The sequence below is a fragment of the Bacillus sp. NSP9.1 genome, from assembly GCF_000465465.2.
GTDB classification, from domain to species: Bacteria; Bacillota; Bacilli; order Bacillales; family Bacillaceae; genus Bacillus; species Bacillus sonorensis_A.
In genome coordinates, this window is sequence record NZ_CP048273.1 from 3,104,461 (window position 1) to 3,116,889 (window position 12,429).

Here is a 12,429-nt window from a genome sequence, read left to right on the forward strand (position 1 = left end):
ACTACCAACTCCTCATCCAATCATTAATCGCCTTTAAATGCGCGCTTTACTTTGTCAAAAAAACTCATTTCCTGTTCATCTGGCATATTTCCGCTTACTTCAGCAAATTCGCGGAGAATATTTTTCTGGCTTTCCGTCAAATTCGTCGGCGTGACGACGCGGACAACGATATGCTGATCGCCCTGGCCGTAGCCGCGGACATTGGCAACGCCTTTTCCTTTCAAACGGAATTTCGTACCCGTTTGCGTTCCTGCAGGCACCTTTAACTTCACTTTTCCGTGAAGAGTAGGCACTTCGATCTCGTCTCCGAGCGCCGCTTGTGCAAAGGTCAACGGCATTTCACAGTAAATGTCGTCTCCATCGCGCTCGAAAAATTCGTGCGGCTGAACGCGGAACACGACGAATAAGTCACCCGACGGTCCTCCGTTCACCCCAGGTTCACCTTGTCCGGAGACCCTCAGCTGCTGGCCGTCATCCACACCCGCCGGAATGGTGACATTGATTTTTTTGCGTGTTTTCACTTTTCCGGTGCCGCCGCATGTTGAACACTTGTGTTTGATTTGTTTGCCCGTTCCATTACAGTAGTGACATACTCTTCTGTTGACGACTTTGCCGAACGGTGTGGACTGCTCCATGTTCAGCTGGCCTGATCCTCCGCAGTGTGAGCATGTATCCGGTTTTGTACCGGGTTTTGCTCCTGAACCGCGGCATGTGTCACACGTTTCTTCACGCGGGATTTCAATCGTCGTCTCTTTTCCGAAGGCCGCTTCTTCAAAAGACAGCGTCATCGTGTATTGCAGATCCGCTCCCTGCCGCGGGGCATTCGGGTCTCTCCGTCTTGTGCCGCCGCCGAAAATGCTTGAGAAAATATCGTCAAACCCAAAACCGCCGAAGTCGCCGCCTCCACCGAAGCCGCCGCCGCCGAATCCCTGGTTTGGATCGGTGTGGCCGAACTGATCGTAATGCGCCCGTTTTTGGTCATCAGAAAGTGTTTCGTAGGCTTCTTTGACTTCTTTGAATTGCTCAGCCGCTCCGGCCTCTTTGTTTATGTCAGGGTGATATTTTTTAGAAAGCTTGCGGTAAGCTTTTTTTATCTCATCTTTCGAAGCGCTCTTACTTACCCCAAGCACCTCATAGTAATCACGCTTACTCATCTTTTCACACTCCCGATTTTCTCACATAGATTAGATTGTATCATTTCAAATTACGTTTTTTCAATTCCTTTTGTCCCCTGGGAAGAAAAAAGTCAAAGCCAAGAGATCCTGACTTTGACTTTCGCGCCTGTAAGGTCATAATGACTGTGCGGAACGGAGCCGCACAGTCATTCTATTTTTCTTATTTTTTATCGTCGTCGTTTACTTCTTCATATTCAGCATCTACGACATTGTCATCCGCTTTTTTCGCTTCTCCGCCTTCTTGCTGGGCTTGAGCTTGTTGAGCCGCTTCTTCGTAAAGCTTCATGGAAAGCTCCTGAACGATCGTTTGCAATTCTTCTTTTTTCGCCTTGATTTCTTCAAGGTCATTTTTCTCAATTGCGCTCTTCAACGCGTCTTTTGCTTCATTCGCTTTTTTCACTTGCGCTTCGTCGACCTTGCCTTCGAGGTCTTTGAGCGTTTTTTCAGTTGTGAAAACGAGCTGATCGGCTTCATTGCGAAGCTCGATTTCTTCTTTTTTCTTCGCATCCGCTTCCGCGTTTTCTTCAGCTTCTTTGACCATGCGGTCGATTTCGTCATCGGACAGGCCTGAAGAAGATTTGATCGTAATGTTTTGCTCTTTGCCTGTACCAAGGTCTTTTGCGCTTACATTAACGATACCGTTTTTATCGATATCAAAAGATACTTCGATTTGCGGCACACCGCGCGGAGCCGGCGGGATGTCGGTAAGCTGGAAGCGTCCAAGCGTTTTGTTGTCGGCAGCCATCGGACGCTCACCTTGAAGGACGTGAATGTCAACCGCTGTCTGGTTGTCAGCCGCTGTTGAGAACACTTGGGATTTGCTTGTCGGGATTGTCGTGTTGCGCTCGATCAGCTTCGTGAACACGCCTCCCATTGTTTCAATACCAAGTGACAGCGGAGTTACGTCAAGAAGGACAACGTCTTTTACGTCACCTGTGATGACACCGCCTTGGATCGCCGCACCAAGAGCCACGACTTCATCAGGGTTTACGCCTTTATGCGCTTCTTTTCCTGTTTCTTTTTTGATCGCTTCCTGAACGGCTGGGATACGAGTTGATCCGCCGACAAGGATGACTTTGTCGATTTCGCTTGCAGAAAGGTCTGCATCTTGAAGCGCCTGGCGGACAGGGCCCATTGTGCGCTCAACCAAGTGTGAAGAAAGCTCTTCAAATTTCGCGCGGGTCAGCGTCAGTTCAAGGTGAAGCGGACCTGCGTCTCCCGCTGTGATAAACGGCAGTGAGATTTGTGTAGAAGATACGCCGGAAAGGTCTTTTTTCGCTTTCTCAGCCGCATCTTTCAAGCGCTGAAGCGCCATTTTATCTTTTGAAAGGTCGATGCCGTTTTCTTTTTTGAATTCTGAGACGAGATGATCGATGATCACTTGGTCAAAATCGTCTCCTCCAAGGCGGTTGTCACCTGCTGTAGAGCGGACTTCAAATACGCCGTCTCCCAGTTCAAGGATCGAAACGTCAAATGTACCGCCGCCAAGGTCGTATACAAGAATCGTCTGATCTTCTTCCGTTTTATCTAAACCGTAGGCAAGCGCAGCTGCAGTCGGCTCGTTGATGATCCGCTCAACTTCGAGTCCGGCGATTTTACCGGCATCTTTTGTCGCTTGACGCTCTGCATCATTAAAGTATGCAGGAACGGTAATAACGGCTTTTGATACAGTTTCGCCAAGATAGCTTTCAGCATAGGATTTCAAATGCTGAAGGATGATGGCGGACACTTCTTGAGGCGTGTACTTTTTGCCTTCGATTTCAACCGTATGGTCGGTTCCTATGTGGCGTTTGATTGACATGATTGTATTTGGGTTTGTGATGGATTGGCGTTTCGCCACTTCACCAACCTGGCGTTCTCCGTTTTTAAATGCAACAACCGACGGAGTCGTGCGGGCTCCTTCTGGGTTTGGGATGACTTTCGGCTCTCCGCCTTCAAGCACTGCAACGCATGAGTTCGTTGTTCCCAAGTCGATTCCGATAACTTTACTCATGTTCAAAACCTCCTGCTATGTAGTTATTGATTTACTTTTACCATAGAAGGACGGATTACCCGGTCCTTAAGTTTGTAGCCTTTTTGCAGCTCTTCAACGACTGCATTGGATTCGTATCCTTCTTCCTCAACCTGCATCACGGCCTGGTGCAGATTCGGGTCAAATTGTTCGCCGACTGAAGGAATCTGTTCAACCCCTTCATTTTTAAGGGCCTCCAAAATTTGACGGTGCACCATTTCCATCCCTTGCAGCAGGCTTTTCGTCTGCTCATTGTCAGGCTCGATCTGCAGGGCGCGTTCAAAGTTGTCAAGCGCCGGAAGCAAATCGCCGATGATGCGCTGTGAACGATATTTCTCCGCTGCCTCAAGATCAAGACGGGCACGTCTTTTATAGTTTTCAAAGTCTGCTTGAACACGTAAAAGTTTATTTTCTTTTTCTTCAAGGCTCTCTTGAAGCTCTTTTAATTGTTTTTCAAGCTCTACAGTTTGATTTTCTTCTGTCCGGTCATCGGCTTCCAAAGCCGCATCCTCTGCTTCGGCTGTTTCCGCCTCTGTCTGGTTCAGTTCTTCTTGATCCATTCGTTCTTCTTGATTTTGTTTTTCTTCTGCCATCTGTGTTCACCTCCCTTAAAGGTTCGTTTCATGATGAAGAGAAGGGAGCAGTCCCTTCTTCGGTGTTTGCTAATACTGCCTTACCCATCATACAAACTAGTCAGCGCTTTTGACAAGTCAGACGATACGTGCTGAAGCAAGCCGACGACTCGCGAATAGTCCATCCGCGTCGGACCGATGACCGCAATCGAGCCGATCTGTTTTGATCCGACTGTATATGTCGCGGTAATCAGGCTGCAGTTTTCCATTTCTTCATAGTCATTTTCCTTACCGATTTTAATGGTGATTCCGGATTCCGTCGATTGAAAGAGCCTCAGAATCTCCTGTTCTTTCTCGATCAGCGACAAGAGTGATTTTATCCTGTCAATATCGTGAAATTCGGGCTGATTCAGCATATTAATCTTGCCGCCGAAAAACAGCCGGTCGGTATGGACTGAAGAATCAAATGTAGCGCCGAGCGCTTGCAGGATTTGGTCATAGTTTTGAATATGCGACCGCAAAAAGATGACAACCTCTTTGAAAATCCTGTCTCTCAGTTCAGAGATCGGCACGCCTGCGAGGCGCTCATTTAATATATTAACCAGCTTTTCGAGATCTGACAGTTCGACCTCGGCCGGAAAATTAATCGTTTTATTTTCGACATGGCCGGTGTTCGTCACAAGAATGGCAACGGCCTTGTTGGGCTGAATCGGTACAATTTGAATTTGCTTCAAATGGTTTTCGCTCAGTCTTGGACCGAGGACAATCGATGTATAATTCGTCAGGTCAGATAATACTTGGGCTGACTTCTGAACGGCTTTTTCAAGTTCAAAGATTTTCTCTTTGAAAATGGAATGGATTAATCGCAAATCCGTTTGGCTCAGCTTCCCTGGAGAAAGCAGATGATCCACATAGTAGCGGTAGCCTTTTTCAGAAGGAATCCGGCCTGAGGAAGAGTGTGTTTTTTCGATAAAACCGAGCTCTTCCAAGTCGGCCATTTCATTTCTGATCGTGGCCGAGCTGAATGTGATGTCTTCCTTTTTAGATAGCGTTCTTGATCCAACCGGCTGAGCTGAACGAATGAAATCATTAACGATGACCTGCAAGATTAACAGCTGACGATTTGTTAACATCCATATCACCCCTGTTAGCACTCTCAGACAACGAGTGCTAATTGTATATCAAAATTACCAAACCGCAATCAAAATGTCAATTATAACTCACCTAAGAATGCCTGAAACACTTCATTTCCCAACAGTTTTCCATGATGTGTCAAACACACGCTTTTGCTCGTGTTTTGGATCAGCCCTTTTTCTTCGAGCGTGCGGAGCACTTCAGGAAAGAGGCTGTCAAGCGCTTCTCCGTATTTTTCAAAAAACCTCACCTTACTGACGCCGGCGGTTTTGCGGAGACCGAGAAACATCTCCTCTTCAATCCGTTCGTTTCGTGTCACCTGATGCGTTTCTTTATAAGGAAAACCGCAGTTGTCGATCAGGTCGATATAATGCTTGACAGGGCCGGCGTTGACGGTCCTTTTTCCATTGATATAGCCGTGTGCGCCCGCCCCGAAACCAAAGTACTCTTCATTGTTCCAATACGTGAGGTTGTGCTTGCTTTCACAGCCTTTTTTTGCGTAATTGCTGATCTCATACTGGCTGATGTCCGCTTCAGCCATCTTGTTCATGACAAGCTCATACATCTCGGCTTCCTGATCCTGCGGCGGGAGGTGGAGACGGCCTTTTTTCATCAAATTATAAAAGACGGTTTTCGGCTCGACAATCAGCGAGTAAACCGAATAATGCTCGGCGCCGAGCGCGAGCGCAGTGTCAAGTGAAGCGGCGAGATGATCGATTTGTTGCCCCGGAAGGCCGAACATCAAATCGAGACTGATGTTGTCAAAGCCGGCGCTCCTCGCTCTCTCAAAGGAGACGAGCACGTCCTTTTGCTTGTGGACCCGGCCGATTTTTTCCAAGAGCTCGTCTTCAAACGTTTGGACGCCAAAGCTCAGCCTGTTGACACCCGCGGCTTTCAAGACGTTCAGCTTTTCAGACGACAAATCGTCGGGATTGGCTTCCACTGCAAATTCGATCAGGTTTTCAGACGGCTTTAAAATGTTGCGGATTGAATCAAGCAATTGTTCAAGCTGGCCGGCTGACAAAGATGTCGGCGTTCCCCCGCCGATAAAGATCGTTCTTAGCTCCGGATGTCCGGCTTCTTCCATTGAATTGGCCATTTCCTTCTCAAGCGAACGCAAATATTCGTCAACAGGCTGGCTCTGAATAAAAAATTTATTAAAATCGCAATAATGGCATATATGCTCGCAAAACGGTATATGGATATATGCTGATTTCATCGTTTTCACCTTCTTTACAGGAAGAAGCCGCAGTTGTTACGCTGCGGCGAAAAAGGATTTATGATTTCTGGCCGCTGTCGTCCATTTTCAGGACAGCCATGAAGGCTTCCTGCGGTACTTCGACAGAACCGACCTGTTTCATTCTTCGCTTTCCTTCCTTTTGCTTTTCTAGCAATTTGCGCTTTCGGGAAATATCTCCGCCGTAGCATTTCGCCAAGACGTTTTTCCGCATCGCCTTGATCGTTGAACGGGCGACAATTTTTGTGCCGATGGCAGCTTGAACCGGCACTTCAAATTGCTGGCGCGGAATCAATTCCTTCAGCTTTTCGACGATGACCTTTCCGCGCTCATACGCATAATCGCGATGAACGATAAAGGAAAGGGCGTCGATTTTTTCGCCGTTCAGCATAATATCCATTTTCACAAGCTTGGACGGTTTATATCCGATTAACTCATAATCGAATGATGCATAGCCTTTCGTATTCGATTTGAGCTGGTCGAAAAATTCATAAACGATTTCAGCCAGCGGGATTTCATAAACAATGCTGACGCGGTTTGCATCAAGATACTGCATATCGATAAACTGGCCGCGTTTGCCTTGGCACAGCTCCATGACCGCTCCGACAAAGTCGTTCGGCACCATCATCGTCGCCTTGACGAACGGTTCCTCTACCCGGTCAATCTTTTGCGGATCAGGCATATTTGACGGGTTGTCGACGATGATCTTTTCACCGTCTGTCATGTAGACGTCATAAATAACGCTCGGCGCCGTCGTGATCAGATCGATTTTAAATTCGCGTTCAATCCGTTCCTGAATGATTTCCATGTGCAGCATCCCAAGGAAACCGCAGCGGAAACCGAATCCAAGGGCTTGCGATGTTTCAGCTTCATACTGCAGGGATGAATCATTGAGCTCAAGTTTTTCGAGCGCTTCCCGCAAATCGTTGTATTTCGCTGTATCGATCGGATACAGTCCGCAATAGACCATCGGGTTCAGTTTTCTGTAACCTGGCAATGCTTCCGGCGCAGGGTTCTCCGCGCTTGTAATCGTATCCCCCACACGAGTGTCCCCGACGTTTTTGATCGCAGCGGTCAAAAAGCCGACATCGCCGACCGTTAATTCGTCAACCGGAACAGCCTTAGGTGTGAACACCCCGACTTCAGTGACTTCAAACTCCTTTCCGGTCGCCATCATCTTAATTTTTTGACCGGCCTTCACCGTTCCCTGCACTACCCTGATATAGGCGACAACACCCCTGTAGGCATCATACAGCGAATCAAAAATCAAAGCTTGCAGAGGCGCATCAGGATCGCCGCTTGGAGCTGGGACCTTTTCAACGATCTGCTCAAGGATCTCTTCAATTCCGATGCCGGCTTTTGCCGAGGCAAGGACGGCTTCCGAAGCATCAAGACCAATGACGTCCTCCACTTCCTGGCGGACGCGCTCAGGCTCAGCGCTCGGCAGGTCGATTTTATTGATGACCGGCAGGATTTCGAGGTCGTTGTCGAGGGCAAGGTAGACGTTTGCCAGTGTCTGCGCCTCGATCCCCTGGGCGGCATCAACGACAAGAATCGCGCCTTCACAGGCGGCCAAGCTTCTTGACACCTCATAGGTGAAGTCGACGTGTCCCGGGGTATCGATCAGATGAAAAATATATTCCTCTCCGTCTTTTGCTTGATATTTGAGCTGTACGGAGTTCAGTTTAATGGTGATTCCTCTTTCGCGTTCTAAATCCATCGAGTCGAGCAATTGCTCTTTCATTTCTCTTTGAGTGATTGCCGCCGTTTTTTCCAATATTCGATCAGCCAGGGTTGATTTTCCGTGGTCGATATGGGCGATAATCGAGAAATTCCGGATTCTCGACTGTCTTTGCAATCGTTTGTCTTTGTCTGTCACACTTATCACTCCTACTATGAAACGCAACATGCGCTAGCTTAGATTATATCAATAGGGTTATGAAGATTCAATACGTGACAGCCTTGTGGCCGGTGCTCTGTTTTTTAAAGAAAAAAAACGAGGCGGGCGCCTCGTTTTCCGGCTATTCGGTTTTCTCTTTCACCCAGTCATAAACCGACCTGGCGGAGTTTGTAACAAAATCGGACAGCGCGCGGCCGGCAGAAGAAAAAAGGTTGAATGCTTCCAGTTGTTCAAGCTCTTTCTGTTTTTCTTCCAAATCGACTTCATGGCCGAGGATGGACGCCTCTTTTGCGTCTCCTTCGGAAACCGTGAGGGCGCCTTTTAAATCAGGGTCCTGATAGCCCTTCATTTCGATCATCCCGTTATTCGCCTGCTGCATGCCGAACAGCACACCGAAAAACATGACAGCGCAAGCCAGTATGCATTTCCCCAGAAAAGAAGCCACTTTCATCACCTGCTCCTATTGTTTTGTCTTATCGTCTTCACCTGAATTGCCATCGACCTTCTCAGCATCCCAATACATTTCGCTGAAGACGTCCGCCATGGCGTCCGCGGACCGTTCGAGTTCCTTGCGGTTATTGTCAACGCCGCCAAACTCTATTAAAATGGAGCGTTCATTTAAATCCTGGTTATAGACCCCATTATCCCCAGAAGCGCCTTTGGATATAACGCCGCGGCTTAAGCCGGGGTATTTTTTTTCAAGCCGGTCATGCAGCTCTTTCGCCAGCTTGAAGTTGGCTTCAAAATTGGAGCTTTTTTTGCCGATCACAAACGCGAGCCGCGCATAGCTTTTCCCGTTGATCGTCGTTGTCGTCGTTTTTTTGCGGGACGCATCCCTGTGAATGTCGATAAAATACTCGAGATTTTTATTTTCGGCCATCGCTTCTTTAACAACCGGTCTAGATTGGTCATATGACCGCGAATAATCCCAGCCCTTTTTCTTCAGGTTCGCCTGAACATCCGTTTTGTCAACCATCGCGCCGACGCCTTGGGATTCCAGCGCATCACCGAACATATCGCTGACAATCGTAACATTGGCCTTTGAATGAATGGCAAGATTCGGATTGGTCTCACCCTTTAAAAAGGGAAGATAGGATTCCGTATTATGGGTGTTGTAAATAAATACGACTTTGCGGTCCCCTGTGGACTGCTCAGGCGGACTTTTCTTCTCTTCTCTCTCTTTCCCGGTCCCTTCAAGCTCTGCAAGGTTTGCTTCTCTTTCTTCTTTTAACACTTCGGTCGGCGGCTGAGATTCAGATGGCATGTTCGTATAATCCGTCCCCTGCCCCGCCACGAGAATTTCTGAATCATAATGGGAAAAGCCCGGGAGCTCGCGGCCGAGAAAGCTGCGCGGATCTTTTAAATTAATGCTTGTCGCCAGCTTCAGGATCAGAGGTGAAAGCTCGAACTTCTTATGGGGTTCAGGCAGCTCGGAAGCAAAGTAGTGGTTTTCCATCCCTAAAATGCGGCCGAATGTCTCGCCCCCCAGCTCATCCGCCACCCGATACAATGTTGAAGACGGCCTTAATTCAGGACGGAGAGATGTAAGTGCTCCTGACAAAATAAAAATCAACACAAGGCTTGCGATAAACAGGAAGACCGCCTTCACCGCGTTTCTTCCATTTACAGCCAGAACCAACTGACGGTTTCTGCCTCTTCTTTTCATCATCTATCCCTCCAGAGCTTGTCTAGTAAATAGACTATGTACAAGATAGAAGAAGTAGAACAAGTTCTCGGGATTCGCAAAAAATACAAAAAGGCGGCTGTTCAGCCGCCTCTCCTTAGTGGTTGTACATCCCTTTGTTTTCCTGTGACACTTGTTCATGAAGTGCGGTGTTCAGCCCGTTTGCAATGACATTGGCCATATCATCGATAAATGTATCGACTTCTTTTGGCGTCACCATTAAATTATGGCCCAGTGGAGCAAGCACTTCATAAATAAGCTGTCTCTTTTCATCCTCTGCCAGGCCTCCGACGATGCCGAGAAACGATTTGCGCTCTTGTTCATCAGGAAGATCTTCATCAGTGAGCACTTTCTTTTTCCCAAAGCTCATCCCCGCCGGAACGAGGGAGCGGGACGGACTGTCATCTTTCATCTCCCGGCCGAAGTGCTTGAGCATATAATCGATCGTATCGCTTGTTATGGTTACCGCATCGACAACGGTCGGAACGCCGATTGCAATGACAGGGATGCCGAGCGTCTCCTTGCTCAGCTCTTTTCTTTTATTTCCTACGCCAGATCCGGGATGGATTCCGGTGTCAGAAATTTGGATGGTAGAGTTGACCCTTTCGATCGCTCTAGATGCCAGAGCATCAATGGCAATCACAAAATCAGGTTTTGAGCGGTCGATCACACCCTGGATAATATCGCTCGTCTCGATCCCCGTCAGGCCCATCACTCCAGGCGAAAGCGCGCTGACCGGACGATATCCATCCTCGACATTTTCCGGCTGCAGCTTAAACAGGTGCCTTGTGACCAATAGGCTTTCGGTGACCAGCGGTCCAAGCGAATCCGGCGTGACATTCCAGTTTCCAAGCCCTACGATCAAACAGCTGGCGTCTTTTTGGATATTTAAATAGTCCAGAAAAGCGGAAAATTCCTTTGCAAACACATTGATCACATTGTCTTGCATGTCTGAGTCCTGGTGGCGGATGCCCTGGGTCTCAAACGTCAGATAACGGCCGGCTTTTTTTCCCGACAGCTTTGCGCCTTCTTCATCAATATCCATCGTCTGGATCTTGATGCCGTCTTCTTCATACTCTTTGATTGTAAATCCTTTCAGCTTATTTGTCGGGGCAGCTTCCTTTTCCTGCGCCAAATCCTTTGCCTCAACGGCCAAATCTGTCCGCACGGTATATTGACTTAAGTCGAGCTTTTGATTGTCCATCACTAGCACTCCCTTCAAAACATTAACTGTTGTTTAGTGTTGCCCAGCCGATCTGTAAACATTCCCTTCAAGAGGTGCTTTCAAACAAAAATACTTTACATTTATATTGCAATCTAAAGGTGTGTTTGATAGAATACAATTTGTTCTATTGTGAAGATTTAACCTATCGAAAAGGAACAGAGGTTATGTCTTAGGAGGTGAAACACATTGCCAAACATTAAATCAGCGATCAAACGCACAAAAACAAACAACGAGCGTCGCGCACACAACGCTACAATCAAATCTGCAATGCGCACTGCGATCAAACAAGTTGAAACGCTTGTAAGCAACAACGAAGCAGACAAAGCGAAAGCAGCTCTTTCTGCAGCAGCGAAGAAAATCGATAAAGCAGCGAAAAAAGGTCTTGTCCACAAAAACACTGCAGCTCGTTACAAATCAAGCCTAGCAAAAAAAGTGAACGGACTTTCTGCATAATAGAAAGCTTGGCCAAAGCCAAGCTTTTTTGCTTGCCATCATAAAAACGGCTCTCTAAGAAATGAAGGGAACTTCCTTTGGAAGTTCCCTTTCTTGTCCGAAGACAGCAAATAAATTCTCGGTTATACAACTTTTCGTTACATATAATCATTCTTGATGTCTAGCTTTTAAATGTTAACCCATTTTCATTCAAAACAGCCCTTAATTTAGGTAAAGATGCCGGCCCCATACCGTGAAATTTCAAAATCTCTTTTTCGCTGTATTTTGATAGCTGCTGCAAAGAAGTTATTCCATTGTGTTCCAATGCTCGTCTGGCTGGTGCAGAGAGTAATGAAAGAAATCCGTTGTCAGGTTTGCGCTCTTGCTCACAAATCGGGCAAACAGGACAATCACTGCTTTTATAATACTGGTGTCCTTTGCTGCAAGTCCTTAAATTCTTTTTTGAGGTTGTCATTTTTACATTTCTCCCTTTCTCAATTATTATTTTCCAGCAGACGTTCAATCCTTTGCTGAATGGGCGCAAAATTGCATAAGCTCTGATAAAAGGCAGACCAAAATGTATGGCCGGACCTATATTTATTTGAACATGACAAGCAGCGAAAAATAGAAGGTATGTAAAGATTTTTAAGACAAACTCTCTTCATCATTTATTTGCCGCACAAAGTAGAGATGCTTATATCCCCAGCTGCACATACCGGTCAACACCGGCGCCAACGTTTTCCATGCTCGGTTAAACTATATTCGACCTTCGGAGGGATTTACTGACACACTTAAAACATCATGTTCAAGCTCCCGAAGCTGATTAGTCAGCATACCCTATGTAATTCCAGGGAGCATCCGGCTCAGCTCTCCGAAGCGTTTGGTGCCTTCATGAAGTAATATCAACCAGGATCAGCGTGATCCCATTTTCCCCTATGGCATCCAATGTGATGATGATCCCTTCTGTCGTCTTCATTTCTTAGACGTTTGACTTCACCTATATCAACTCCCGATTCGGTATTATCAGTTACGTTACCATATCATCCAGATTCGCGGCAG

The 12,429-nt window shown here is 47.1% G+C and carries 11 protein-coding genes and 1 pseudogene; 1 reads left to right on the plus strand and 11 read right to left on the minus strand.

The window, feature by feature from the left end; genetic code table 11:
• Nucleotides 1-23: 23 nt before the first annotated feature.
• The 9 genes from dnaJ to gpr all read right to left on the minus strand — a co-directional run bounded on the left by dnaJ (nucleotide 24) and on the right by gpr (nucleotide 10,917).
• Nucleotides 24-1,154 carry a molecular chaperone DnaJ gene (gene dnaJ / locus M654_RS16225; protein WP_026587922.1) on the minus strand — a complete coding sequence of 377 codons (1,131 nt, stop codon included), beginning with the start codon at nucleotides 1,152-1,154 and terminating at the stop codon, nucleotides 24-26.
• 181 nt (nucleotides 1,155-1,335) lie between these two features.
• Entirely contained in the window at nucleotides 1,336-3,168 is a 1,833-nt protein-coding gene (gene dnaK, locus M654_RS16230) for a molecular chaperone DnaK (RefSeq protein WP_026587923.1), read from the minus strand.
• 23 nt (nucleotides 3,169-3,191) lie between these two features.
• The gene (grpE, locus tag M654_RS16235; RefSeq protein ID WP_026587924.1) at nucleotides 3,192-3,779 is read right to left on the minus strand and encodes a nucleotide exchange factor GrpE; all 588 of its coding nucleotides are present in this window, start codon (nucleotides 3,777-3,779) and stop codon (nucleotides 3,192-3,194) included.
• Nucleotides 3,780-3,859: 80 nt separating this feature from the next.
• The gene (hrcA, locus tag M654_RS16240) at nucleotides 3,860-4,891 is read right to left on the minus strand and encodes a heat-inducible transcriptional repressor HrcA (protein WP_026587925.1); all 1,032 of its coding nucleotides are present in this window, start codon (nucleotides 4,889-4,891) and stop codon (nucleotides 3,860-3,862) included.
• 80 nt (nucleotides 4,892-4,971) lie between these two features.
• Entirely contained in the window at nucleotides 4,972-6,111 is a 1,140-nt protein-coding gene (gene hemW / locus M654_RS16245) for a radical SAM family heme chaperone HemW (protein ID WP_026587926.1), read from the minus strand.
• A 58-nt stretch (nucleotides 6,112-6,169) separates the two neighbouring features.
• Nucleotides 6,170-8,008: a translation elongation factor 4 gene (gene lepA / locus M654_RS16250; protein ID WP_026587927.1), complete on the minus strand. Its 1,839-nt coding sequence runs from the start codon at nucleotides 8,006-8,008 to the stop codon at nucleotides 6,170-6,172.
• Nucleotides 8,009-8,150: 142 nt separating this feature from the next.
• Nucleotides 8,151-8,474: a YqxA family protein gene (locus tag M654_RS16255; protein ID WP_026587928.1), complete on the minus strand. Its 324-nt coding sequence runs from the start codon at nucleotides 8,472-8,474 to the stop codon at nucleotides 8,151-8,153.
• Between the two features lie 15 nt (nucleotides 8,475-8,489).
• Nucleotides 8,490-9,695, minus strand: coding sequence for a stage II sporulation protein P (gene spoIIP, locus M654_RS16260; RefSeq protein ID WP_026587929.1), 1,206 nt, complete (start codon nucleotides 9,693-9,695; stop codon nucleotides 8,490-8,492).
• A gap of 115 nt (nucleotides 9,696-9,810) precedes the next feature.
• Nucleotides 9,811-10,917, minus strand: a complete 1,107-nt coding sequence (gene gpr, locus M654_RS16265) for a GPR endopeptidase (protein ID WP_026587930.1) — start codon at nucleotides 10,915-10,917, stop codon at nucleotides 9,811-9,813.
• 207 nt (nucleotides 10,918-11,124) lie between these two features.
• Between gpr and rpsT the strand changes: the two genes are divergently transcribed.
• Nucleotides 11,125-11,391 carry a 30S ribosomal protein S20 gene (rpsT, locus tag M654_RS16270; RefSeq protein WP_026587931.1) on the plus strand — a complete coding sequence of 89 codons (267 nt, stop codon included), beginning with the start codon at nucleotides 11,125-11,127 and terminating at the stop codon, nucleotides 11,389-11,391.
• 160 nt (nucleotides 11,392-11,551) lie between these two features.
• On the opposite strand, the gene M654_RS16275 is transcribed toward rpsT, so the two are convergent.
• Nucleotides 11,552-11,845 (minus strand): RNA polymerase alpha subunit C-terminal domain-containing protein, encoded by a 294-nt coding sequence (locus M654_RS16275; RefSeq protein WP_026587932.1) that lies wholly within the window; start codon nucleotides 11,843-11,845, stop codon nucleotides 11,552-11,554.
• 170 nt (nucleotides 11,846-12,015) lie between these two features.
• Nucleotides 12,016-12,346, minus strand: a pseudogene (locus M654_RS23965) (winged helix-turn-helix transcriptional regulator).
• Nucleotides 12,347-12,429 lie beyond the last annotated feature (83 nt).

Bases quoted from the DNA above. Each gene is read 5' to 3' on its own strand.
- gpr (WP_026587930.1), bottom strand. From the start codon at position 10,917: ATGGACAATCAAAAGCTCGACTTAAGTCAATATACCGTGCGGACAGAT.
- grpE (WP_026587924.1), bottom strand. From the start codon at position 3,779: ATGGCAGAAGAAAAACAAAATCAAGAAGAACGAATGGATCAAGAAGAA.
- dnaJ (WP_026587922.1), bottom strand. From the start codon at position 1,154: ATGAGTAAGCGTGATTACTATGAGGTGCTTGGGGTAAGTAAGAGCGCT.
- M654_RS16275 (WP_026587932.1), bottom strand. From the start codon at position 11,845: ATGACAACCTCAAAAAAGAATTTAAGGACTTGCAGCAAAGGACACCAG.
- hemW (WP_026587926.1), bottom strand. From the start codon at position 6,111: ATGAAATCAGCATATATCCATATACCGTTTTGCGAGCATATATGCCAT.
- hrcA (WP_026587925.1), bottom strand. From the start codon at position 4,891: ATGTTAACAAATCGTCAGCTGTTAATCTTGCAGGTCATCGTTAATGAT.
- dnaK (WP_026587923.1), bottom strand. From the start codon at position 3,168: ATGAGTAAAGTTATCGGAATCGACTTGGGAACAACGAACTCATGCGTT.
- spoIIP (WP_026587929.1), bottom strand. From the start codon at position 9,695: ATGAAAAGAAGAGGCAGAAACCGTCAGTTGGTTCTGGCTGTAAATGGA.